The 24,151-nt window shown below is 70.3% G+C and carries 22 protein-coding genes and 1 pseudogene; 15 read left to right on the top strand and 8 right to left on the bottom strand.

The features are described 5' to 3' along the window. Positions 1-348: 348 nt before the first annotated feature. A complete protein-coding gene (locus tag AB0D27_RS17385) occupies positions 349-1,932 on the top strand; it encodes a TROVE domain-containing protein (RefSeq protein WP_362508744.1) in 1,584 nt (527 codons plus the stop codon). 58 nt (positions 1,933-1,990) lie between these two features. Here AB0D27_RS17385 and AB0D27_RS17380 read toward each other — a convergent pair. Then, positions 1,991-2,320: pseudogene (locus AB0D27_RS17380) on the bottom strand (MFS transporter); the annotation flags it as partial. Between the two features lie 152 nt (positions 2,321-2,472). Between AB0D27_RS17380 and AB0D27_RS17375 the strand changes: the two are divergent. Beyond that, positions 2,473-3,039 carry a helix-turn-helix domain-containing protein gene (locus AB0D27_RS17375; protein ID WP_362508741.1) on the top strand — a complete coding sequence of 189 codons (567 nt, stop codon included), beginning with the start codon at positions 2,473-2,475 and terminating at the stop codon, positions 3,037-3,039. Between the two features lie 295 nt (positions 3,040-3,334). Here the strand turns inward: AB0D27_RS17375 and AB0D27_RS17370 are convergent, their stop codons facing one another. The 7 genes from AB0D27_RS17370 to AB0D27_RS17340 form a co-directional block, all read right to left on the bottom strand. Beyond that, positions 3,335-4,552 (bottom strand): TerD family protein, encoded by a 1,218-nt coding sequence (locus AB0D27_RS17370; protein WP_362508771.1) that lies wholly within the window; start codon positions 4,550-4,552, stop codon positions 3,335-3,337. A 246-nt stretch (positions 4,553-4,798) separates the two neighbouring features. Further along, positions 4,799-5,788, bottom strand: a complete 990-nt coding sequence (locus AB0D27_RS17365) for a zinc-dependent alcohol dehydrogenase family protein (RefSeq protein WP_362508738.1) — start codon at positions 5,786-5,788, stop codon at positions 4,799-4,801. Beyond that, complete coding sequence (locus AB0D27_RS17360; protein ID WP_362508735.1) at positions 5,785-6,654, bottom strand: carbohydrate ABC transporter permease; 870 nt, start codon at positions 6,652-6,654, stop codon at positions 5,785-5,787. Before AB0D27_RS17360 ends, AB0D27_RS17365 begins: the two co-directional genes overlap by 4 nt. Then, positions 6,651-7,589 carry a sugar ABC transporter permease gene (locus AB0D27_RS17355; RefSeq protein ID WP_362508732.1) on the bottom strand — a complete coding sequence of 313 codons (939 nt, stop codon included), beginning with the start codon at positions 7,587-7,589 and terminating at the stop codon, positions 6,651-6,653. Before AB0D27_RS17355 ends, AB0D27_RS17360 begins: the two co-directional genes overlap by 4 nt. Next, a complete protein-coding gene (locus AB0D27_RS17350) occupies positions 7,586-8,956 on the bottom strand; it encodes a sugar ABC transporter substrate-binding protein (RefSeq protein ID WP_362508729.1) in 1,371 nt (456 codons plus the stop codon). The genes AB0D27_RS17355 and AB0D27_RS17350 overlap by 4 nt, the downstream gene beginning before the upstream one ends. Before the next feature lie 77 nt (positions 8,957-9,033). Beyond that, on the bottom strand, positions 9,034-9,804 hold the full coding sequence (locus AB0D27_RS17345; protein WP_362508726.1) for a DeoR/GlpR family DNA-binding transcription regulator: 771 nt from the start codon (positions 9,802-9,804) through the stop codon (positions 9,034-9,036). Between the two features lie 274 nt (positions 9,805-10,078). Next, a complete protein-coding gene (locus AB0D27_RS17340; RefSeq protein WP_362508723.1) occupies positions 10,079-10,888 on the bottom strand; it encodes an NAD(P)-dependent oxidoreductase in 810 nt (269 codons plus the stop codon). 252 nt (positions 10,889-11,140) lie between these two features. On the opposite strand from AB0D27_RS17340, the gene AB0D27_RS17335 reads away from it, so the two are divergent. The 13 genes from AB0D27_RS17335 (at position 11,141) to AB0D27_RS17275 (ending at position 24,127) form a co-directional block, all read left to right on the top strand. Then, entirely contained in the window at positions 11,141-12,082 is a 942-nt protein-coding gene (locus AB0D27_RS17335; protein WP_362508720.1) for a 5-dehydro-4-deoxyglucarate dehydratase, read from the top strand. Beyond that, positions 12,079-13,260: a hypothetical protein gene (locus AB0D27_RS17330; protein WP_362508718.1), complete on the top strand. Its 1,182-nt coding sequence runs from the start codon at positions 12,079-12,081 to the stop codon at positions 13,258-13,260. Before AB0D27_RS17335 ends, AB0D27_RS17330 begins: the two co-directional genes overlap by 4 nt. Positions 13,261-13,472: 212 nt before the next feature. Further along, a complete protein-coding gene (locus AB0D27_RS17325) occupies positions 13,473-14,066 on the top strand; it encodes a TIGR03086 family metal-binding protein (RefSeq protein WP_362508715.1) in 594 nt (197 codons plus the stop codon). Positions 14,067-14,107: 41 nt separating this feature from the next. After that, on the top strand, positions 14,108-14,866 hold the full coding sequence (locus AB0D27_RS17320) for an MBL fold metallo-hydrolase (protein ID WP_362508713.1): 759 nt from the start codon (positions 14,108-14,110) through the stop codon (positions 14,864-14,866). 140 nt (positions 14,867-15,006) lie between these two features. Next, positions 15,007-15,663: a GntR family transcriptional regulator gene (locus AB0D27_RS17315; protein WP_362508710.1), complete on the top strand. Its 657-nt coding sequence runs from the start codon at positions 15,007-15,009 to the stop codon at positions 15,661-15,663. Continuing rightward, a complete protein-coding gene (locus AB0D27_RS17310) occupies positions 15,660-16,568 on the top strand; it encodes a dihydrodipicolinate synthase family protein (protein ID WP_362508708.1) in 909 nt (302 codons plus the stop codon). Before AB0D27_RS17315 ends, AB0D27_RS17310 begins: the two co-directional genes overlap by 4 nt. After that, on the top strand, positions 16,556-18,286 hold the full coding sequence (gene araD, locus AB0D27_RS17305) for an L-arabinonate dehydratase (protein ID WP_362508705.1): 1,731 nt from the start codon (positions 16,556-16,558) through the stop codon (positions 18,284-18,286). Before AB0D27_RS17310 ends, araD begins: the two co-directional genes overlap by 13 nt. Before the next feature lie 122 nt (positions 18,287-18,408). After that, the gene (locus tag AB0D27_RS17300) at positions 18,409-19,344 is read left to right on the top strand and encodes a sugar ABC transporter permease (RefSeq protein ID WP_362508702.1); all 936 of its coding nucleotides are present in this window, start codon (positions 18,409-18,411) and stop codon (positions 19,342-19,344) included. Then, a complete protein-coding gene (locus AB0D27_RS17295) occupies positions 19,341-20,243 on the top strand; it encodes a carbohydrate ABC transporter permease (protein WP_362508699.1) in 903 nt (300 codons plus the stop codon). The genes AB0D27_RS17300 and AB0D27_RS17295 overlap by 4 nt, the downstream gene beginning before the upstream one ends. Then, a complete protein-coding gene (locus AB0D27_RS17290; RefSeq protein ID WP_362508696.1) occupies positions 20,240-20,530 on the top strand; it encodes a hypothetical protein in 291 nt (96 codons plus the stop codon). The genes AB0D27_RS17295 and AB0D27_RS17290 overlap by 4 nt, the downstream gene beginning before the upstream one ends. Positions 20,531-20,574: 44 nt before the next feature. Beyond that, positions 20,575-21,756 carry a Gfo/Idh/MocA family oxidoreductase gene (locus AB0D27_RS17285; RefSeq protein WP_362508694.1) on the top strand — a complete coding sequence of 394 codons (1,182 nt, stop codon included), beginning with the start codon at positions 20,575-20,577 and terminating at the stop codon, positions 21,754-21,756. Further along, positions 21,753-22,595: a PmoA family protein gene (locus AB0D27_RS17280; RefSeq protein ID WP_362508691.1), complete on the top strand. Its 843-nt coding sequence runs from the start codon at positions 21,753-21,755 to the stop codon at positions 22,593-22,595. The genes AB0D27_RS17285 and AB0D27_RS17280 overlap by 4 nt, the downstream gene beginning before the upstream one ends. Beyond that, entirely contained in the window at positions 22,595-24,127 is a 1,533-nt protein-coding gene (locus tag AB0D27_RS17275) for a family 43 glycosylhydrolase (RefSeq protein WP_362508688.1), read from the top strand. Before AB0D27_RS17280 ends, AB0D27_RS17275 begins: the two co-directional genes overlap by 1 nt. Positions 24,128-24,151 lie beyond the last annotated feature (24 nt).

Below are 24,151 nucleotides of genomic sequence, written 5' to 3'. Positions count from 1 at the left end.
CGGTTCCGCCGACCTGAACTCTGGACACCACAACTTCACGCACCTCCCGGTGCGCGGGCAGCGGCTACTTCTCTCTCAAAGAATCCACGCCGCCGCCGATTTGATCTCGGGAGGCGCAGCTCATGGTGGATGCCCGGTGCGCAGGCAACGGTTACTTCATTGGATCGGACGGTTGCGGGTTCAAGTCCCGTCATCGGCTTCGGGTCGGTGTAGCTCAATCGGTAGAGCATCTGGCTAAGTCCGTCGCCGACCTCTGAACTCGGGCACCCTCCTTTTGCTGCGCCTCCCTCCGAAACGCGACTTCACGGTCGTATTCACTGTCGTAGAACGAATTCGGGGGAATTCATCATGGCGCGATTCAACACCAAGGCCGCCAAGGCGCAGCCCACTTCCCGAGTGACGTCGACCGGCCGAGTACTGACGACACATCAGGGCGGCCGCGGTCAGGAGCGCGACGCGCGCTCGGAGCTCTTTCTGCTCGCGCTCGCCAACTTCGTCTCACAGCAGACCCATTACGAGTCCGGTGACGCCCGCGACGACCGCTTCGCCAAGCTGGTGCGCGAGCTGGCCGTCGCCGACCCGTCATGGACGGCCGGTCTGCTCGGCTGGCTGCGCGGCGAGGGCAACCTGCGGACGGCCTCGCTGGTAGGCGCCGCCGAGTACGTGAAGGCACGCCTCGACGCGGGCGCCACCGACGGCCCGGCCAACCGGCAGGTCATCGCCTCCGTGCTGCGCCGCCCCGACGAGCCCGGCGAGCTGCTCGCCTACTGGACCTCCCAGTACGGCCGCAACGTACCCAAGCCCGTCAAGCGCGGCATCGCCGACGCCGTACGACGTCTCTACAGCGCCAAGACGCTGCTGAAGTACGACACCGCGTCCAAGGGTTACCGCTTCGGCGACATCCTCAACCTGGTGCACGCGGCGCCGGAGCCCGACAAGCCGTGGCAGGGCGACCTGTTCCAGTACGCGCTGGACCGGCGGCACAACCCGGACACGGCCGTGGTGCCCAAGTCGCTGCCCCTCCTGGTGGCCCACCGTGACCTGATGGCACTGCGGCCCGCCAAGCGGCGCAGGGTCGTGACCGGAGCGCACGGCGCGCAGCGCCTCGCCGAGGCGGGCATGACCTGGGAGGCGCTGGCCGGCTGGCTGCAGGGCCCGATGGACAAGGCGGCCTGGGAGGCGGTCATCCCGTCCATGGGCGCGATGGCGTTGGTCCGCAATCTGCGGAACTTCGACGAGGCGGGTGTCTGTGACGAGGTGGCGGCCCAGGTCGCCGCCAAGATCAGTGACCCGGCCGAGGTCGCGCGCTCGCGGCAGTTCCCGTTCCGCTACCTCGCCGCCTACCAGCATGCGCCCTCGCTGCGCTGGTCCTACCCGCTGGAGCAGGCGCTCGGCCACTCGCTGGCCAACGTGCCCGCGTTGCCCGGTCGGACGCTGGTGCTGGTGGACCGCTCGGGCTCGATGTTCTACTCGCGGCTGTCCGACCGCTCGGAGCTCAACCGGGCCGACGCGGCGGCGATCTTCGGCACGGCGCTCGCGCTGCGGGCGGCGGACGCGGATCTCGTCGAGTTCGGCACCAGCAGCAACCGCGTGAGGTTGCGCAAGGGCGAGTCGGTGCTCAAGGTGCTCGATCGCTTCGGTGATCTCGGCGGCACCAACACGAGCGAGGCCGTGCGCGCGCACTACAAGAAGCACGACCGGGTGCTGATCGTCACCGACGAGCAGGCCGCGTACAGCCACTACGGCGACCCGACCGAGCAGGTCCCGGCGCACGTACCGGTCTACACGTGGAACCTCGCCGGGTACCGCGCCGGCCACGGCCCGTCCGGAAAGGGGAACAGGCACACCTTCGGGGGGCTGTCGGACGCGGCTTTCCGGATGGTTCCGCTGCTCGAGGCGGCCCGGGACGACGACTGGCCCTGGAGCGCCTGATATTCGGTGCGGCCGTCCACGCTGGAGGCGGGCTCGCTGCTCGCGCCGAGGGCCGCTCCTACGCCGCGGGCTTCGGTTTCGTGCCGGTGATCACGAGCGCCGACACGAGTAGGGCGGTCAGTGCGATCAGCGAGCCGACGCCGAACGCGCGGGCCGCGCCGTGGGTGAGGATCTCGGACGGGGACCCGGTCGCGTGACGGGTCGCCGTGCCCAAGACCGTGACCAGGATGGACAGTCCGAGGGTGCCGCCGAGCCACTGGAGGGTCTGGAGCAGACCGGACGCGGCACCCGCCTCCTGTGGCTCGATGCCCGCGAGGATCGTCGCGTTGAGCGGCATGAAGCTCAGGCCCACGCCCACGCCCAGCAGCAGCAGTGGGCCGAACAGGCCGGTCAGGTATGGACATGGAGTTCTCCCGGTCTGGCGTCCCCGGGTGGGTGCGTGCGGGCAGCACGGACTGCCCGCACAGGTAAGCGGGGACTGTCTCCGTTTAATGTTCGTTAAGATACGGAGAGCATCCCCGGTTTGCAAGGAGTATCTGGATGACGCAGGTCAGGCCCATGCGCGCGGACGCTCGGCGCAACTATGAGCGGTTGCTGAAGGCGGCGGCGGAGGCGTTCGCCGAGCATGGGGAAGGCGCGTCGCTCGACGACATCGCCAAGCGTGCGGGGGTCGGATCCGGCACGCTCTACCGGCACTTCCCGACGCGTCAGGCATTGCTGGAGGCGGTCTACGTCGATGCCATCGAGGCGCTCGCGGCGCGGGCCGATGAGATCGCGCGGGAGTTGCCGCCGGGTGAGGCGCTGATGGAGTGGCTCAACGAGCTCAGCGCGGGGATGATCCAGGTGCGCGGGCTGAAGACGTTGCTGGGCTCGGCCGTGACGGACGGGAGTTCCGCCGTGGTCACGGCCTGCGGCGTCTCGGTGAAAGGGGCGGTCGAGCGGCTGGTCGGGGCGGCGCAGCGGGAGGGGACCCTGCGGTCCGATGTCGAGCCGATCGAGATCCTGCGGCTGGCGCATGGTGTGGCCACGGCGTCGGAGCTGGCGAATGGGGAGGGCAAGTACATACGCCGGTATCTGTCGCTGCTGACGGAAGGGCTGCGTCCTTAGCGGCGTTGCCCGGTTTTGGTGCGGCGTTGCGCTTTCCGCAGCGCCGTTGCGGTTCTCGCGGCGCGGTTGCGGTTTTCGCGGCGCGGTTGCGGCGTTCGCCGGTGGGTGGGAAGGGGCCGTGCCGGTACATCCGCCCGTCGCCGTCGGATCAGGCGTGGGCCGGGCAGGGGAGCCGTTGCTTGACGCGAACGTAAGCGACGGGCATGTGATGTACCGGCACGGCCCCTTCCGCCGGTGGGCGGCTGCGGGTGCGTCGTGCGGGCGGGGGCCCCGTGGCGGGTGGTGGGTGGGTTGGTCAGAGGGACTGGGCTGCCGGCTTCACCATGCCTCGGACCGTGCGGGACTTGACGAAGTCGCCCAGGGCGGTCATTTCCCATTCGCCGGAGAACTGCTTGATCAGCTTGGCCATGATGACGCCGGTCTGGGGTTCGGCGTTGGTGAGGTCGAAGCGGACCAGTTCCTCGCCGGTGGCGGCGTCCAGGAGGCGGCAGTAAGCCTTGGCGACCTCGGTGAACTTCTGGCCGGAGAAGGAGTTGACCGTGAAGACCAGGCCGGTGACGTCCTGGGGGAGGCGGCCGAGGTCCACGACGATCACCTCGTCGTCGCCTCCGCCCTCGCCCGTGAGGTTGTCGCCGGAGTGCTTGATCGCGCCGTTCACGATGGAGAGCTTGCCGAAGTAGCAGCTGTCGATGTGGTTGCGCTGCGGGCCGTACGCGATGACCGAGGCGTCCAGGTCGATGTCCTTGCCGCGGAACGCCGGCTCCCAGCCGAGGCCCATCTTGACCTGGGACAGGAGCGGGCGGCCGCCCTTGACCAGGGAGACCGTCTGGTTCTTCTGGAGGCTGACCCGGCCCTTGTCGAGGTTGATCTTCCCGGAGGAGGGGGAGGGGGCCGGCGGTGCGGGGGGAGCGGCCGGGGCCGGCGGGGTGACGAAGCGGGGGTCCAGGGGCGGGGCGGGCGGCGACACCGGCGGCTGCATCGTGGGCACGGGCGGGGTGGCCGGCTGGGCGGCGGGTGCAGGCTCCTCCACGCTCACGCCGAAGTCCGTGGCGATGCCCGCCAGTCCGTTCGCGTAGCCCTGGCCTACCGCTCGGGCCTTCCAGGCGCCGTTGCGGAGGTAGATCTCGACGATCACCAGGGCCGTTTCCGAACCGAGTTGGGGCGGGGTGAAGGTCGCGAGTACCGAGCTGTCGTCTCCGCTGCGGATCGTGGCCGTGGGTTCGATGCCCTGGAAGGTCTGGCCCGCCGCGTCCGGGCTCGCCGTGACGACGATCTTCTCGATGCCCGGGGGGACCGCGGCGGTGTCGACCGTGATCGCGTCCGGGGCCGTGCCGCCGCCCGAGCGGTACGTCACGCCCGGGCCCGCGGGCTGGTTGTAGAAGATGAAGTCGTCGTCGGACCTCACCTTGCCGTCGGCGGTGAGCAGCAGGCCCGATACGTCGAGCCGCACCGGGGCGGTGACGTCCACCGTCACGCGGGAGACGGGGAGAGGGATGTTCGAGCCGGGGGTCATAGCTGTCATGCCGGGATAACGAGCGGGGTCGCTTTACCGTTCCCTTACCCAACGACCAAACGCCGGAGGGGCTGAACCTTTTGCGCCGGGTGGCGGTGGAGATTTCCAGCCCGTCCGGCGTTTGAGGACGGGCGCGTCAGCGCGATACGGGGGTCTGCGGGCGGAGCCCCCAGGGGCGATGGGGGTCCGCCCGCTCGAGCGAAGCCGAGCGTGGGGGAGGGTAGGGGCGGAGGGGGCGAAAACCCTCTACGGCACCACCACGATCTTGCGGCCCACCCCCGACGCGAACTGTTCCAGCGCCTGCGGATAGCTGGACAGCGGTAGACGGTCGCTGATGAACACCGACGGATCGAGGACACCCGTCGCGAACAGCTCCGCCGCCCGTTCGAAGCTGTGCAGGACGGCCATCGAGCCGGTGATGGTGATCTCCTGGTTGTAGATGCGGTACGGATCGATCGTGACCCGGGTCGCGTAGTCGGCGACGCCGAACTGGAGGAAGGTGCCCGCCTTGGCGACCCGTCCCAGACCGTCCTGGATCGCCGCCGCGTTCCCCGTGGCGTCGATGACGACGTCCCACCCCTGGGGCCGCTCCAGCTCGTCGGCGCTCGTGGCGGAGGCGGAGACGCCGAGCTGCTGGGCCGTTGCCAGCCGCTGCGTGTTGAGGTCCACGACGTCCACGCTCGCCGCCCCCGTGCGCTTCGCGAGCTCCAGCATCATCAGGCCCATGGTTCCGGAACCGTAGATGAGGACGTGGGCGCCGAGGCGGGCCTGGAGGACGTCGTAGCCGCGGACCGCGCAGGAGAGCGGTTCGACGAGGGCGGCATCCTGGGTGCGGATGTGCTCGGGGAGCTTCACGCAGTTGGCCACGGGGGCGACGGCGTACTGGGCCGCGCCTCCGGCTGTGGTGACGCCGATCGCGGCCCAGCGTTCACAGAGGTTGTTGTGGCCCGTACGGCAGTACCGGCACTCGTAGCAGTACAGGGACGGGTCGACGGCCACCTGGTCGCCGACCGAGACTTCGGTGACCTGGGTGCCGACCCCGACGACCTCGCCCGCGAACTCGTGCCCCGGCACGATCGGCAGCTTGGGCGCGAACTCGCCCTGCAGGATGTGCAGATCGGTGCCGCACAGGCCGCAGGCGGCGACTTCGACGACGACCTCGCGGGGTCCCGGCGTCGGGTCCGGCACCTCGGCCACGACGGCGCGACCGACGGACTCGATGACAGCGGCCTTCATTTCACGGCTCCCAACGACAGACCCTGGACCAGCTTGTCCTGGGCGGCGAACCCCGCGGCGAGCACCGGCAGGGAGATGACGAGCGACGCGGCGCACACCTTCGCCAGGAACAGGCCCTGGCTGGTGATGAAGCCGGTCAGGAAGACAGGGGCGGTCTCCGCGACCACACCCGTGAGCACCCGGGCGAAGAGCAGCTCGTTCCAGCTGAAGATGAAGCAGATCAGGGCGGTGGCCGCGATGCCGGGCAGTGCGATGGGGGCCACCACGCGCGCGAGGATGGTGGGCAGCCGCGCGCCGTCGATCTGCGCCGCCTCGATGACCGCCACCGGGACCTCGGCGAGGAACGACTGCATCATCCATACCGCGATCGGCAGGTTCATGGAGGTGTAGAGGATGACCAGCAGCCAGATGTTGTCGAGCATGCCGGTGTTCTTCGCGAAGAGGTAGATCGGCAGGAGGCCCGCCACCACCGGCAGCATCTTCGTCGACAGGAAGAAGAACAGGACGTCCGTCCACTTCTTCACCGGGCGGATGGACAGTGCGTACGCCGCCGGGAAGGCGAGGAGAAGGACGCAGAGAGTGGAGACCACCGACGCCACGGTCGAGTTGATGAGCGCCGGCCAGGGGCTCGCGCCGCCACCCGCGCCGAAGAAGTCGCGGTAGCCGTCGAGGGTGAGGGCGGCGCCGAAGGAGGGCGGGTTGGTGGCTGCGTCCGACTCGGAGTGGAAGGACGTCAGGGCCATCCAGGCGATGGGGAGGAAGAAGAGAATTCCGGCCAGCCAGGCGGCCAGCCCCAGGCCCGTTCCCCGGGCTCGGCCGGGACGGGGGGCAGGTGCGGTACGTACGGGGGTCGCGGTGGCGCTCATGCGCGGGACACCTCCTCGCGGAACAGTGACGACACCACGCGCAGCGCGAAGGTCGCGATGATGATCGAGCCGATGACGACGAGCACACCCGCGGCCGAGGCGAGGCCGTTCTCGTGGGCCTGGTAGAAGCTCTGGTACACGGTGTAGGGCAGGTTGGCGGTGCCGAGGCCACCGGAGGTGAGGGTGAAGACCGCGTCGAAGTTCTGGACGATGTAGATCGAGCCCAGGAGCGCGCCCAGTTCGAGGTAGCGACGCAGGTGGGGGAGGGTGAGGTAGCGGAAGACCTGCCAGTCGCTCGCGCCGTCCACCCGTGCGGCCTCGACCTGCTGGTGGTCGCGGCTCTGCAGGCCTGCCAGCAGGATCAGCATCATGAACGGCGTCCACTGCCAGACGAGGGACGCCTCGACCGCGAGCAGCGGGGCGTTGGAGATCCAGTCCGGCTGTGGGCCGCCCACATAGTGCAACAGCCCATTGAGTAGACCGTATTCAGGGTTGTAGAGCACATGCTTCCAGAGGAGGGCCGCCGCGACCGGGACCACCAGGAACGGTGCGATCAGGAGCGTGCGCACGATGCCCCGGCCCCGGAACCTCCGGTCCAGGAGCAGGGCGAGTGCCAGGCCCAGGACGAGGCTGGCCAGCACGACGGCGACGGTCAGCACGATCGTCGTCCACACGGAGTGACGCAGGTCGGGATCGGTGAGTACGTTCGAGTAGTTGCCGAAGCCGGTGAAGTGGCGGGCCTTCGGGTAGAGGGAGTTCCAGTCGAAGAACGAGATCACCAGCGTGGCCACGAACGGGAGTTGGGTCACGGCGATCATGAAGATCAGGGCCGGGAGCAGCGGGGCCCGGGTGGCCCAGGCGCGCAGTCGTTCGGATGGCTGTCCCAGGGTGCGTGGGGGGGTCGCGGCCACGGGGGCCGTTGTCGTGGCGGTCATCGTCCCTCGTACTCCTTGGAGATCTTCTCGGCGAGCTGCTGGGACTTCTTCAGGGCCGAGTCGACGGACTGGCGTCCGGCGATGGCCGCGCTGATCTCCTGCGAGACCTTGGTGCCGAGATCGGTGAACTCGGGGATGCCGACGAACTGGATGCCGGGCGCGGGGCGCGGCTGCACCCCCGGGTCACGGGGCCGGGCGCCCTCGATCGCTTCGCGGGTCATGTCCTGGAAGGCCGCGGCCTGCTTGCGGTAGGCGACGTTCGTATACGTCGAGGCGCGCTTGCCGGCCGGAACGTTCGACCAGCCGGCGGTTTCCCCGACCAGCTGCTCGTACTGCTTGCTGGACGCCCAGGAGATGAACTTCCACGCCTTGTCCGAGTTGTGGGAGGCCTTCTGCAGGCCCCAGGCCCAGGTGTAGAGCCAGCCGGAACTCTTCGTCTTCTCGACGGGCGCGGGTGCGTACCCGATCTTGCCCTTGACGGGGGAGCCGGACGCCTCCAGTGAACCCGCCGCTGACGTGGCGTCGTACCACATGGCCGTCTTGCCCTGCGTCATGTTGTTGAGGCACTCGGCGAACCCGGACTGCGCGGCACCGGACTCGCCGTGCTGTCGGACGAGGTCCACGTAGAACTTCGTCGCTTTTTCAAACTCGGGGGAGTCGAGGTGCGCCTTCCAGCCCTTGTCGAACCAGGTGCCGCCGAAGGTGTTCACGACGGTGGTGAGGGGTGCCATCAGCTCGCCCCAGCCGGGCAGGCCGCGCAGACAGATGCCCTTCATGCCGGACTGGGCGCCGTCGACCTCGGCGGCGAGTTTGCCGACCTGCTGCCAGGTGGGGTGCGCGGGCATGGTCAGGCCCTTCTGGGCGAAAACGTCCTTGCGGTACATCAGGAAGGACGACTCGCCGTAGAAGGGCTGTCCGTAGAGCTTGCCGTCGTCGGCGGTCAGGGACTGCCGCATCGGGGCGAGGATGTCCTTCTCGTCGTAGCCGCTGTCCTGGCGTACGTAGGAGTCCATCTCGTGCAGCCAGCCGTTGCGGGCGTAGATCGGTATCTCGTAGTTGGACAGCGTGGCGACGTCGTACTGGCCCGCCTGGTTGGCGAAGTCCTGGCTGATCTTGTCGCGGACGTCGTTCTCCGGCAGGACGGTGAAGTTCACCTTGATGCCGGTCTCTTTGGTGAAGTGGGCCTTGGTCAGTTTCTGCAGCTCCACCATTTGCGGGTTGTTGACCATCAGGACGTTGATGGAGTTGCCTCCGGAGCCCGCGCCGCCCGCTCCGGTCCAGCAGCCGGAGAGCAGCGGGGTGAGCAGCGTCCCTGCGGCGGCCGCGGCGAGCAGTGCGCGCGGCCTCCGTCGGCTCGGGGTTCGCATGGATCACTCCTGGACGTATAGGGAGATAACGGGCGTCGTCGGTATGAGTATGCCCTTGTGGTGCGTAAGTTGGATTTTCAGACTCGGATGACCTGGGGGCCCTGGAGCGAGTAGCGGTGCGCCTCGGACGCCGGGAGCAGCGTGCTCGTGACGATCGCCTCCAGGGAGTTGATGTCGGCGAACCGGCAGAAGCTGACCGCGCCGAACTTGGTGTGCACGCCCGCGAAGATCGAGCGCCGGGAGGCGCGGATCGCCTGTGCCTTGACCTCGCTGACCGCCGGGTCGGGGGTGGTGAGGCCGTGTTCGCGGGAGATGCCGTTGGCGCCGATGTAGGCCAGGTCGATGACGAAACCGGCGAGCATCTTCGTCGTCCAGTGGTCCACCGTCGCCAGTGTGCCGGGACGCACCCGGCCGCCGAGCAGCAGGACGCTCGTGTGGTCGGCCTCGGCGAGCGCGCCCGCCGTGGCCAAGGACGCGGTGACCACCGTCAGCGGCCGGTCCCTGGGCAGGGCCTCGGCGATGAGCTGCGGAGTGAACCCCTCGTCGACGAAGACCGTCTCGGCGTCCCCGAGCAGTTCGGCGGCGGCGGCCGCGATCCGGCGCTTTTCCGGCACATGGCTCGTGGTGCGGAAGGCGAGCGTCGTCTCGAAGCCGGCGCTCTCCACGGGACAGGCTCCGCCGTGGGTGCGGCGGACCAGGCCGTGGTCCTCCAGGGTGCGCAGATCGCGCCGTACGGTCTCCTTGGCGACACCCAGTTCGGTGGCGAGCGCGCTGACGTCGACCGAGCCCGTGCGGCGCGCGGCCCGGACGATCTCGCGCTGTCGTTCCTCCGCCGTCATTGCCGTCATGGTCGTCACCCGCTCCCTCGCGCTCCGTCGCCCCCTGCCCGTTCGGGCCCGGTGCGTCCTTGAGGGAAGTTCTACAGCGAGTATCGGCCACTGACCAGGCCTGTTGCGTGCCCGATGGTGCCCGGCTGGGCCCGTTTCGCGCTACGGGTGCCCGCGGCGGACCTGGGACGGAGCGGAGGACGAGGTGGGACCGGGCAGGGTCCGTGCCCGAATACGGGGGCGGGCGGGCCCGTTCGGTGCCCGCCCGCCCTGTGATCCGGCTGCCGCCGCGGCCTCAGTACGGCCAGATCGGCGGGTGCGTGGTGAAGTGCCCGCCGAGGTGGGCGTGGTCCGGGTTGTCCGGGTCGAGCTCGCCCTGCTCGGCGATGAGCTTCTCGGCGTACGGCTCGGAGTCGTCCCGCGGCTCGTAGCCCAGCGCCCGCGCGGTCGCGAGGTCCCACCACAGGCGGGTGTTGGCGGACGAGCCGTAGACGACCGTGTGCCGTACGTCCTCGGCGGTCAGCGCGGCGTGGAAGAGGCGGGCGCCGTCCTCGGGGCTCATCCAGACCGAGAGCATGCGCACGCTGGTGGGCTCCGCGAAGCAGGAGCCGATACGGACCGAGACGGTCTCCAGCCCGTGCTTGTCCCAGTAGAACTGGGCCAGGTCCTCGCCGAAGGACTTGGACAGACCGTAGAAGGTGTCCGGGCGGCGCGGGGTGTCGATCGGGATCAGGGGGTCGTCCCCCTGGGGGCGCGGCGTGAAGCCCACCGCGTGGTTGGAAGAGGCGAAGACGATACGGCGTACGCCTTCCTCGCGGGCCGCCTCGTACAGGTTGTAGGTGCCCTCGATGTTCGCCTTGAGGATCTTGTCGAAGGAGGCTTCCAGGGAGATGCCGGCGAGGTGGATGACCGCGTCGACGCCCCGTACCGCCTCGCGCAGGGCCTCCTTGTCGGCGAGGTCCGCGGTGATCGCGTCCGGCTGGCCCTCGACGGGGAGCAGGTCGAGCAGGCGCAGCTCGTAGCCGTACTTCGGCAGCAGCCCGCGCATCAGGGTGCCGAGTCCGCCGGCGGCGCCGGTGAGCAGAACGGTGCGGGGAGCGGGCATGCGGATGTCTCCTCGGTGCGGGGCGACAGGCACCCTCGGACGGCCGTATTCGTGGACGATATTCACATCCGTGGACACGCTATGGAGCCGTGACCTGCCGCGTCAAGTGCCGCGCGGAGGTGGCGAATCCGCCGCTGCTTGCGGCTTTGCCTGCTTGACCGGCCATGAGGTCGCGCTTTAGCGTGGGCGCGTTCAGAAATATAGACGTGGATCAGAAACGTGCACCGGTGAGCACCTTCTTAGGGAGAGCCCGTGACCTCAGCCCCTCTCGCCGCTCGACTGGGTATCCCCAGCGGGCCGTTGTTCTTCCCGGTCACCGCGTACGGCCCCGACGGCTCCCTCGACCTCGACGTCTACCGGGAGCACGTGCGGCGCGGCGTCGAGGCCGGAGCCGCCGCGGTCTTCGCCTGCTGTGGCACCGGCGAGTTCCACGCACTCACGCCCGAGGAGTTCGAGGCGTGTGTGCGGGCGGCCGTGGAGGTGGCGCGCGGGCGGGTGCCGGTGGTCGCGGGCGCGGGCTACGGGACCGCGCTCGCGGTGCGCTACGCGCGTCTCGCGGAGACCGCCGGGGCCGACGGGCTGCTCGCCATGCCGCCGTATCTCGTCGTGGCCGGGCAGGAAGGTCTGCTGCGGCACTACCGGGAGATCGCCGCCGCCACCTCCCTCGACGTCATCGTCTACCAGCGCGACAACGCCGTCTTCACGCCCGAGACCGTGGTCGAGCTGGCGCGCACCGACGGAATCATCGGCTTCAAGGACGGACTCGGCGATCTGGACCTCATGCAGCGGATCCTGAGCGCGGTACGCAGCGAAGTCCCGGGCGAATTCCTGTACTTCAACGGGCTCCCGACGGCCGAGCTGACCGGACTCGCCTACCGGGGCATCGGGATCACGCTGTACTCGTCCGCCGTGTTCTGCTTCGCCCCCGAGATCGCGCTCGCCTTCCATCAGGCACTGAACGACGGGGACGACGACGTCGTGAACCGGCTGCTGGACGGCTTCTACCGCCCGTTCGTCGACCTGCGGGCGCAGGGGCGCGGGTACGCGGTCTCGCTCGTCAAGGCGGGGGTGCGGCTGCGGGGGCTGGACGTGGGTGAGGTGCGGCCGCCGTTGCACGAGCCGGCCGAGGACCACGTCAAGCAGCTCGCACAGTTGATCGAGCGTGGGTACGCGCTGCTCGAGGAGGGCATGTGAGGGCGTCCGCGTTCGTCTACCCGTGGGATGTCAACGGGGACCCGGAGGCCGCCTCGCGGATAGCGGGGCTCGGCGTGCGGCAGGTGACCCTCGCGTCCGCGTACCACTCCACGCGCGCGTTGACGCCCCGCCATCCCCGGCACCGGATCGTCACGGCGTCCCACGCCGCCGTGCTGTACCCGGTGGACGACGCGCGCTGGGAGGGCCGCTCCCTGCGACCGTACGCGGCCGGGGAGTGGGCGCCCGGGGACGCGTACGGCGAGGCCGCCGCGGAGCTCGCCGAGACGGGACTCGACGTCCATACCTGGGTCGTCCTCGCGCACAACTCCCGTATGGGCACCGAACATCCCTCCACCTCCGTCGTCAACGCCTACGGTGACCGTTATCCGTGGGCGCCCTGCATCGCGCAGCCCGGGACGCGGGCCTACCTCGTCGACCTCGCGGCCCAGGCCGCGGTGCGGCCCGGGGCGCGCGGTACGGAGCTGGAGTCGCTGGGGTGGTACGGGCTGGCCCATCTGCATGCCCACGACAAGATCGGCGGGGTGGGGCTCGGGGACGCCGGGCAGTATCTGATGTCGTTGTGCTTCTGCGCGGTGTGCCTCGACGGTTACGCGGAGCAGGGGCTTGCCGCCGGGGAGCCGGCGGCTGCCGTGCGGGACGCTCTTGAACCGGTGTGGCGCGGGGCGGCGCCGTCGGACGGGGGCTGGGCCGGCGTGGAGAAGCTGCTCGGGGCGGAGCGGGCCGGGGCCACGCGCGCGTGGCGTGACGGTGTGGCTCGTACGCTCCAGGAGGCCGCCGTCTCCGCGGTCCGGGCCGCGGCGCCGGCCGGCTTCCAGGTGCTGCTGCACGCCGATCCCGTGTCCTACCACTGCGGCGCCAACGCCGGGGTCGATCCCGCGCACGTGCTGTCCGTGGCGGACGGGGTAGTGGTGCCCTGTACCGGGGGTGCGGGGCTGCTGACGCCGTTCGCGGAGGTACGTCGGGAGGGGCGGGCCGGGGGTGTGCTCGCCGCCAACTTCACCGTCGTGTCGGGGATGGGGGGCCGGCCGGGGGGCCTCGCGGCGGACGCGGAGCGGGCGGTTTCGCTGGGCGCTACGGAGCTTCGGCTGTATCACGCCGGACTGGCGTCGGACGGGGACCTGGAGGCGGTGCGAGCGGCGCTGGCCGGGCTGGCGTAGGGGGTTTTCGCCCCCGCCGCCCCTACCCGTCCCGTACCTGGGGGCTCTGCCCCCCCAGACCTCCCGTGTCGCGCTTCGCGCCCGTCATCAAACTCACTACTCTCGGCTTCGCTCGAGCGGGGGGACCCCACGACGGGCTGAGATCAACCGATGAGTTCTGGGTCCCGCCCCGGTCTACCCCATGAGTGGACCCAAGCTCTAAGGAGAAGCGGATGACCGGCCAGACTTTCGACCTCGGGCCACAGGCCCTGATCGTGGCGCGCCTCGCGGACGGCGTGACGCAGGAGCAGCTCGACGGCGCGACCCCCTGTCCGGGGTACGCGGTGCACAACATGCTGGGACATCTGGCCGGACTGGCCATCGCCTTCCGTGACGCCGGACGCAAGGACCTGGGCCGCACGACGGACACGAGCCCGAACGTCGCCGTGCCCGACATCGAGCCCGGCTGGCGCGAGGCCCTGCCGAAGGCGCTGGACGGGCTCGCCGACGCCTGGCGGGACCCGGCCGCCTGGACCGGTATGACCCGCGCCGGCGGCGTGGATCTGCCCGGTGCCGTCGCCGCTGCCGTCGCGGCCGACGAGCTGGTGATCCACGGCTGGGACCTGGCGCGGGCCACCGGCCAGGAGTACGAGCCCGACGCCGCCGCCCTGCGTGCGTCGCATGAGTTCCTCGCCGCCGCGGCCGAGGATCCGAGCAGGGGCGGCGGCATCTTCGGCCCCGTCGTGCCGGTGCCCGGCGACGCGCCGCTGCTCGACCGGGCGATCGGGCTGAGCGGGCGGAATCCGGGCTGGTCGCGGCCCGCGTAATCCAGGGGCGCACGGCCGCGGGCGCCACGTACGCTCCCGGCATGCCGCTCACCCTCACCGTCCTCGGCACCGCATCCCCGCACCCCCGGCCCGGGCGACCCTGCTCCGGATACCTGCTGCGCGGCGGCGGCGCGGAGGTGTGGGTGGATGCCGGCCCCGGCAGCTTCGCGGAGTTGCAGCGGCACACGGATGCCAAGCGGCTCACCGCCGTATGGATCTCGCATCTGCACGCGGACCACAGCGCCGATCTGCTGTCCGCGGTGTACGGGTTCGCCTACGGCGGGCTGACCCTGCCCGCGCCCCTACCGGTCTACGCCCCGAGCCACCTGGCCCAGCGCCTCGCCGGGTTCTTCGGCCGGCCGGACGCCGGGTTCCTGAGCGGAGTCTTCGACTTCCGGTCGCTGTACGACGGACACACGGCCCGGCACGGTGACCTGCTCCTCACCTCCCACGCCGTCGAACACGACGTCGAGGCCTACGGTCTGCGTGCCGAGTGTGAGGGGCGGGTCCTCGCCTACTCCGGGGACAGCGGGCCGTGCGACGGTCTCCTCCACGTCGCGGGTGGCGCCGACCTGTTTCTCTGTGAGGCCGACATCGACCGGCATTGCGGAGGCGAACGCCAGGTGCATCTCACGCCCGAGGATGCCGGGACGGTCGCCGAGCGGGCCGGAGTGGGGGAACTGCTTGTCACCCACGTGGGTCCCACGCTCACGCCCGAGTCGGCGACCGAGCGCGCCGCGGCGGTCTTCGACGGCGGCCGGACCTCCACCGCACGCGAAGGCGACACCAGGACCGTCTGACCCTCCGCCCCCCCCGGCCGGTCACTCCCACCTTCTTTTGTCAGAAGCGTTGACGAAACACGGTGGCGCTCCTACTTTTCAACGCGTCGTACTTCGTACGTCATATATGAGACGCGATATGTGAGATCCGAGAGGCGCGCATGACCTCTGTGCCCACCCCGATCCCGTCCCGCACGCAGTTCGTGCTGGAGGGGATCAAACACCGCATCCTCACCGGACAGTTGAGCCCGGGACAGGCTTTGGTCGAGACCGAGCTCGCCGCACAGTTCGGGGTGTCGAAGACGCCCGTGCGTGAGGCGCTCAAGACCCTGGCGGGTACCGGGCTCGTCGTGATGAACCAGTACAAGGGCGTCACGGTGCGCATGGTGGATGCGGACATGGCGCGCGAGGTGTACGACGTGCGGCTGCTGCTCGAACCGGAAGCGCTGCGGCGGACCGTACGGCGCGAGGCGTCCCTCGCCGCCGCGCAGGGCGCGCTCACCCGTGCCGACGAAGCCGCCGACACCGCCGAACGCTCCCTCGCCAACCGGGAGTTCCACCGCGCCCTGTACGTGTCCTGCGGCAACCCGCTGCTCGGCCGGATGCTCGACGAGGTGCGGGACCAGGCCGCCCTGGTGTCGGCGGTCGCCTGGGCCGCCGACCCGTCCTGGGAGCGCGAGGCCCAGGAGCACCGGGAGATCCTGCGGCTCGCCCTCGACGGTGACGCCGACGGCGCGGCCCGCGCGCTGCACGCCCATATCGCGTCGTTCGTGCAACGAGCCTTCCCTCAGGGCCAGGAAGAGGATGGACAGGAATGACAGCGACGTACGAGACCCAGCGGGCGGCGCTCGCCGAGGTCGTGGCGATCCCCGTGACCCCGTTCGCCGAGGACGGCACGATCGACCGCGACACCCACCGGGCCCTGCTGCGTCGGCTGCTGGACGGCGGGGTGAAGACCCTCACGCCCAACGGCAACACGGGGGAGTTCTACGCCCTGACGCCCGAAGAGCGGCGGCTCGTCACCGAGTTGACCATCGAGGAGACGGGCGAGCGGGCCGTCGTCCTCGTCGGGGTCGGCCACGATGTGCCGACCGCCGTCGCCTCGGCGCGGCACGCCCGCGAGCTGGGCGCTCAGATGGTGATGGTCCATCAGCCCGTGCACCCGTACGTATCGGAGGGCGGCTGGGTCGACTACCACCGGGCCATCGCCGAGTCCGTGCCCGAGCTGGGCGTCGTTCCCTACCTCCGTAATCCGCTGCTCGCGGGGGAGCGGCTCGCCGAACTCGCCGATGCCTGCCCGAACGTCATCGGGGTGAAGTACGCCGTTGCGGACGCCGCCCGCTTCGCCGCCTTCGCGCGGGACGCCGGGCTCGAACGGTTCGTGTGGGTGGCAGGGCTCGCCGAGCCGTACGCGCCCTCGTACTTCTCGGCGGGTGCCACCGGCTTCACCTCGGGGCTGGTGAACGTCGCCCCGGCCGTTTCGCTGAATATGATCGAAGCGCTTCGATCCGGCGACTACCCGGCCGCCATGAAGATCTGGGAGCAGATCCGCCGCTTCGAGGAGCTGCGCGCGGCCAACGCCTCCGCGAACAACGTGACGGTGGTCAAGGAGGCCCTGGCCTCGCTCGGCCTGTGCCGCCGTGACGTCCGCCCGCCGAGCAGGCCGCTGCCCGGGAGCGAGCGCGCCGAGGTCGCCGAGATAGCCGCCGGGTGGTCGCTGTGAAGCGGCCCGAGGACCTCAGAAGCCACCAGTGGTACGGCACCGACGGGCTGCGCTCCTTCAGCCACCGGGCTCGGACGCGTCAACTCGGCTATCTCCCCGAGGAGCACCTCGGTAAGCCCGTCATCGCGATCCTGAACACCTGGTCGGACATCAACCCGTGCCATGTGCATCTGCGGGACCGTGCGCAGGCCGTGAAGCGGGGGGTGTGGCAGGCCGGGGGTTTCCCGCTCGAATTCCCGGTGTCCACGCTGAGCGAGACCTTCCAGAAGCCGACCCCGATGCTCTACCGCAACCTGCTCGCGATGGAGACCGAGGAGCTGCTGCGGTCGTATCCGGTCGACGGCGCCGTCCTGATGGGCGGGTGCGACAAGTCCACGCCGGCCCTGCTGATGGGCGCGGCCTCCGTCGATCTGCCGGCCGTCTTCGTGCCCGCCGGGCCCATGCTGCCCGGGCACTGGCGCAACGAGGTCCTCGGCTCCGGCACCGATATGTGGAAGTACTGGGACGACAAGCGCGCCGGGCTCATCGGGGACTGCGAGATGACCGAGCTGGAGAGCGGGCTCGCCCGGTCGCCCGGTCACTGCATGACCATGGGTACGGCGTCCACGCTCACGGCGGCGGCCGAAGCGCTCGGCATCACCGTGCCCGGCGCGTCGAGTATCCCGGCCGTCGACTCCGGTCACGACCGGATGGCCGCCGCGGCCGGAATCAGGATCGTCGAACTGGTCCGCGAGGACCGTAAGGTGTCCGACATCCTCACCGCCGATGCCTTCGAGGACGCCGTGACGACCGTCCTCGGGCTCGGCGGCTCCACCAACGCCGTGATCCATCTGATCGCCATGGCCGGCCGGGCCGGAGTCTCCCTCACCCTCGACGACTTCGACCGTGTCGCACGGACCGTACCGGTGCTGGCCAACGTCCGGCCCGGCGGCCAGAAGTACCTCATGGAGGACTTCCACTTCGCGGGCGGCCTGCCCGGGTTCCTGTCGCGGATCACCGATCTGCTGCACCTGGACCGGCCGACCGTGTCGCATGACAGCCTGCGCGAACAGCTCGCGACCGCCCAGGTGCACAACGACGACGTCATCCGCACCCGGGAGAACCCGGTGGCGGCCGAGGGCGGAGTCGCCGTCCTGCGCGGCAACCTCTGCCCCGACGGTGCCGTGATCAAGCACATCGCCGCCGAGCCGCAGCTGCTCAAGCACACCGGTCCCGCGGTCGTCTTCGACGACTACAAGACCATGCAACGCACCATCAACGACGAGGACTTGGGTATCACCGCGGACAGCGTGCTCGTGCTGCGGGGCGCCGGGCCCAAGGGCGGCCCGGGCATGCCCGAGTACGGCATGCTGCCCATCCCCGACCATCTGCTGAAGCAGGGTGTGCGGGACATGGTGCGGATCTCCGACGCCCGGATGAGCGGTACGAGCTACGGCGCGTGCGTGCTGCACGTGGCGCCCGAGTCCTATGTCGGCGGGCCGCTCGCGCTGGTGCGCACCGGGGACACGATCACCCTCGACGTCGGGGCGCGATCACTCCGACTCAACGTGGACGACGAGGAGTTGGAGCGCAGGAGGGTGGCATGGACGCCGCCGCCCGTGCGGTACCAGCGCGGCTACGGCGCGCTCTACAACGAGCAGATCACGCAGGCGGACACCGGCTGCGACTTCGAGTTCCTGGCCAGGCCGGGCACGGTGCGCGACCCGTACGCGGGCTGAACCACCCTCGGCCGCATTCCCTTTGGCCGAGATCTCGAACAACGTATGCGAAGCGCTTCACCACAAGGACGCACCGGGACGCACCACCCCGCACGACAACGCCCGAGAAACGGAGAACAGGCATGGCCCAAGCCGCAGCCGTGGCTAAACCGCCCGCGCCACCCCGGCGGCGCCGTGCCTCCGCGACCCCGCGCAGGCTCCCGTATCTGCTGATCGCCCCGGCGGCGCTGCTGATGCTGGGCTTCATCGCCTATCCCGTCATCAGCGTCTTCTACTACAGCCTGCGGAACTACAACCCCACCAAACCGTGGCGCAACGGCTACGCGGGCTTCGACAACTTCGTGCACGCCTTCACCGACGACCCCCAGTTCTGGGACACGCTGACCTTCAGCGCCAAGTGGGTCATCGTCGAAGTGGGTCTCCAGCTGCTGTTCGGCCTGGCGCTCGCGCTGATCGTCAACCAGACCTTCGTGGGGCGGGCGGTCGGCCGCGCGCTGGTCTTCTCGCCGTGGGCCGTCTCCGGCGTGCTGACCTCCGCGATCTGGGTGCTGCTCTACAACTCCCAGACCGGCATCACCCGCTACCTCGCCGACGCAGGTATAGGGCAGTACGGCACCAGCTGGCTGTCCGACACCTCCACCGTCTTCCCGGCGGCCGTCGTCGCCGACCTGTGGCGCGGTGTCCCTTTCTTCGCGATCCTGATCCTCGCCGATCTCCAGTCCGTCTCCAAGGACCTGTACGAGGCCGCCGAGGTCGACGGCGCCAGCCGCGTCCGGCAGTTCCTGCACATCACGCTGCCGCACCTCAAGGACGCCATCGTGCTGTCCACACTGCTGCGCGCGGTGTGGGAGTTCAACAACGTCGACCTGCTCTACACGCTGACGGGCGGCGGCCCCGCGGGCGAGACGACGACACTCCCGCTCTACATCGCCAACACCAGCGTCGACGCGCACAACTTCGGCTACGCCTCGGCCCTGACCACGGTCGCGTTCGTGATTCTGCTGTTCTGCTCGATCGTCTACCTGCGACTGAGCAAGTTCGGAGGTGGGGACAAGTGATCACCAAGGACGCCGAGACCATCGCTCCGGCCGCGTCCGTAGCGGTGGCCGACGAGCCCCGCCTGCGGCCCCGGAACAACCGCCGGGCCTGGGACGAGGTTCCGCGCCGGCAGATCTACCTCCCCCTCTCGGTCTACCTCCTCTTCACCCTGATCCCTTTCTACTGGATCCTGCTCTTCGCGCTGCGCCCGGCGGGATCGACCTCGCTCGTGCCGTGGCCCATGACCTTCGAGCACTTCGACAAGGTGTGGACCGAGCGCAGCTTCGGGACCTACTTCCACAACAGCGTGCTGATCGCCGTTGCCACGCTGGTGATGACCACCGTCGTCGCCCTCGCCGGCGGATACGCCCTCGCCCGCTTCGACTTCAAGATCAAGCGTGGCTTCATGCTGGCGCTGCTGTGTTCCCAATTCGTCCCCGGTGCACTGCTGTTGGTCCCTCTCTTCCAGATCTTCGCCAAGCTCCAGATGATCAACTCGCTCGGCAGTGTCATCATCGCGGAGACGGTCTTCCAGCTGCCGCTGTCGATGATCCTCATCAGCGGGTTCATCAGGAACGTCCCGTACTCCCTGGAAGAGGCCGCCTGGGTCGATGGCTGCGATCGCTTCACCGCCTTCCGGATCGTCGTACTCCCGTTGCTGCGGCCGGGGTTGATCGCCGTCGGCTCCTTCGCCTTCGTGCACGCCTGGAACCACTTCCTGTTCGCCCTGATGTTCCTCAGCGACCAGAGCAAGCAGACCATCCCCGTCGGCCTCAACACCCTGATGAGCTCCGACAGCGTCGACCTGGGCGCGCTCGCCGCCGGCGGCATCATCGCCGCCGTCCCCGTGGTCTTGGTCTTCGCCTTCATCCAGAAGTGGCTGATCACCGGTTTCAGCGCGGGGGCGGTGAAGGGATGAGGCGACTGCTTCAAGTCACGTTCGCCGTCGGCCAGTTGGGGGCAGTCCTCAGCACTCCGGCCAGGGCCGAAGCCCGCGACACCCTCACCGCCGACGACGGCTGGGCCGCAGCCGAGGGCGGAACCGCCGGCGGTGCCGCCGCCGACGACGCCCACGTCCGCTCCGGCGGCGAACGCGACCTGACCGCCGGTGTCGGCTGGACGCCCACACTGCACGGAAAGATCGACAGTGCCCGGCGGGCCGACCGCGACGTGGCGCGCGGCGCCGGTGCGGGGAGGGTCCGATGAGCACGCCAACAGAGGGTCCGATGAGCACGCCCACGGAGCGTTCGATGAGCACGCCCACAGAGCGTCCGACCAACGCTCGCGCAGGCGAGTTCCCGCTGCCCGTCGTCCTCGCGGGCGCCCGCGGTCATGGCAGCTGGCATCTGCGCAACATCCGCCGCCTCCAGGACAAGGGTCTTGTGCGACTCGTCGGCGTCTGTGAGCTGACACCGCTCAGCGAGGACGAGCTGGGTGGCCAACTCGTCGATCAGTCACCCGACTTCGGCGCCCTCCTCGACTCCACCGGGGCCGCGATCGCCGTGATCTGCACCCCCATCCCCACCCACACCGACCTGGCGCTGATCGCCGCGCGCAGGGGCGTACACCTGCTCCTGGAGAAGCCGCCCGCGCCTTCGTACGTCGAGTTCCGCAGGATGGCCGACGGTGTCGCCGCGGCCGAGGTGGTCTGCCAGATCGGCTTCCAGTCGCTCGGCTCGCATGCCGTGCCCGCGATCCGGGAGCTGATCGCCCAGGGCGCGCTGGGCCGGGTCATCGGGATCGGCGGGGCGGGCGCGTGGGCGCGCGACGAGGCGTACTACCGGCGTGCGCCGTGGGCGGGCAGGCGCCGGCTGGACGGCGTGGACGTGGTCGACGGCGTGCTGACCAACCCGCTCGCCCACGCCGTCGCCACCGCCCTCGCGCTGGACGGCTCCACCCGCGCCGACGACGTCACCGGGATCGAGACCGAGCTGCTGCGCGCCAACGACATCGAGTCCGACGACACCTCGTGCGTGCGCGTCACCAGCGCGAAGAGCCGGATCACCGTCGCCGCGACGCTCTGCGCCGAGCGGCCCGACGAGCCGTACGTCCTCGTGCACGGCACGGCCGGGCGGATCACCTTCTGGTACAAGCAGGACCGCGTGCTCGTGCAGCGCTCCGGACGCGGCCCGGAGGAGATCGAGTACGGCCGCACGGACCTGCTCGAGAACCTGGCCGAGCATCTGGTCCATGGCGCCGAACTGCTGGTCACACCCGAGTCGACGGGCGCCTTCATGAGGGTCGTTGAAGCGATTCGACAGGCGCCCGATCCGGTCGCGCTGCCCGAGGACGCCTGGGATCTGATCCCCGGCGAGAGGCGCCGGGTCGTGCGCGGTGTGGACGGCCTCGTCGCGGCGGCCGCCGACAGCCTCGCCCTCTTCTCCGAGCTGGACGTCTCCTGGGCGCGGCCGAAAGAGGTGAGCACCGGATGAACAACGAGTCGCTGGTCCTGCGCGTCGCGGGACGCCCCGTCGGCCGCTACATCGCCCGGCCCGAACTGCCGCCCCGCCTCTCCCCGCGTCCGTATCTGCACCCCGTCACCACCCTGGCCGGCACGGCCGTCACCGAGCTGAGTCCCGCCGACCACATCCACCACCTCGGCGTCGGTGTCGCCGTTCCCGACGTCGAGGGGCACAACTTCTGGGGCGGACGCACCTACGTGTGCGACCAGGGACCCACCGAGCTCGACAACCACGGCGCCCAGCGGCACTCCGCCTTCCAGCTGCGCGACCCCGACGGCTTCGTGGAGGAGCTGCGCTGGGTGGCCGCGGGCGGCGAGCTGCTGCGCGAGCGCCGCACGGTCGCCGCGACCGAACTCAGTGACTCCGCCTGGGCGCTGGACTTCACCTTCTCGCTCACGAACACGACCCACCATGAGCTGTCCCTCGGCAGTCCCGCCACCAACGGGCGGCCCGACGCGGCCTACGGCGGCTTCTTCTGGCGTGCCCGCAAGGAGGCGGAGGCGCCGCGGGTGTTCACCGCCGACACCGAGGGCGAGGAGACGGTCCACGGCCGTCGCGCCGACTGGCTCGCCCTCGCCGGCGCCACCTGGACCCTTGTCTTCGCCGGGGCCACCAAGGCGACCCGCCGCGATCCGTGGTTCGTGCGCACCACCGAGTACCCGGGCGTGGGCTCCTGCCTCGCCCGCGACGCACGGCTGCCGATCCCTCCCGGGGAGACGGTCGTACGCCGGGTCGTCACCGTCGTCGCCGACGGCGCCCTCGACCGGGCCGGAGCCGCGGCGCTCGCACGGAAGGCGGTGAGCCCGTGATGGCCCTGCCCTCCGCCGATCTCGGTGACGGCACGTACCGCAACCCCGTCCTGAACGCCGACTGGTCCGACCCCGACCTGCTGCGCGTCGGGGACGACTTCTACCTCACCGCGTCCAGCTTCGGCCGCGCCCCGGGGCTGCCCCTGCTGCACTCCCGCGACCTGGTCAACTGGACACTCGTCGGACACGCCCTGCCACGCCTGGAACCCGGGAGCGACTTCCGCAAGCCCCGGCACGACCGCGGGGTGTGGGCGCCGTCCCTGCGTCACCACGACGACCGCTTCTGGATCTTCTGGGGCGACCCCGACCACGGCATTTTCCAGGTCAACGCCCCTGAGATCCGCGGTCCTTGGACCCGTCCCCACCTGGTCAAGGAGGGCAAGGGGCTCATCGACGCCTGCCCGCTGTGGGACGAGGAGACCGGCGAGGCCTATCTCGTGCACGCCTGGGCCAAGTCCCGCGCGGGCGTGAAGAACCGGCTCGCCGGGCACCGTATGCGCCCCGATGGCACGGGACTGCTCGACGAGGGAAAGATCATTGTCGACGCCGACCGGATCCCCGGCTGGTTCACCCTCGAGGGGCCCAAGGCCTACCGGCACGACGGCTGGTTCTGGATCTTCGCGCCCGCCGGGGGAGTGCAGACGGGCTGGCAGGGCGCCTTCCGCTCGCGCGGCTTCTTCGGGCCGTACGAGGAGCGGGTCGTACTGGAACAGGGCGACACCGAGGTCAACGGGCCCCATCAGGGCGGCTGGGTGCGCACGGCGGCCGGCGAGGACTGGTTCGCGCACTTCCAGCAGCGCGGGCCGTACGGGCGTGTCGTGCACCTCCAGCCGATGCGCTGGGACACGGACGGCTGGCCGGTGCTCGGCGAGGAGGGCGCCCCCGTCGCCGTACACAAGAAGCCGGCTCTGCCGCCGCAGCCGCCGTCCGCGCCCGCCACCGACGACGACTTCCCCGGCGGCCGGTTCGGGCGCCAGTGGCAATGGACCGCCAATCCGCAGGACGGCTGGGCCACCCAGCATTCCGGCGACGGGCTGCGGCTGAGCTGCGTAAGGACGGTCGACGCGCACGATCTGCGCACACTGCCGAACGTCCTCACCCAGCGGCTGCCCGGTATCACCGCCACCGCCGAGGTCGAACTGCGGCTCGACAGCGAGCAGCCCGGGGCGCGGGCCGGGCTCGCGGTGCTCGGGGACGCGTTCAGCTGGATCGGGCTCCAGCGGGAGCCGGATGGCTCGGTGCGGCTGGTGCACCGGTTCGCCGAGTCGGTCGCGGAGCGGGAACGCGATGCCGCGTATCCCCGCGAGGCGCCCGAGGGGCGAGCCCGGCTGTGGATCGAGATCGGCGCGGGGGCGCGCTGCCGCTTCTCCTACGACGTCGGCGGCGGCCGAGGGCCCTCGGGGCAGGTCTTCGCCGCCACCCCGTGGCGCTGGGTCGGCGCCCTGCTCGGCCTCTTCGCGCTCGCACCCGTCGGCGGGGGACACGCCGGTGCGGCCACGTTCACGCAGTTCCGCATCACCGAGACCCCCTGAGGGTCACTTCCCGCCATTCGTACG

The sequence above is a fragment of the Streptomyces sp. NPDC048415 genome, from assembly GCF_040651675.1.
Lineage (GTDB): Bacteria > Actinomycetota > Actinomycetes > Streptomycetales > Streptomycetaceae > Streptomyces.
Note: the sequence above shows the minus strand (reverse complement) of the source record. Positions and strands in the feature narration are given on the sequence as shown.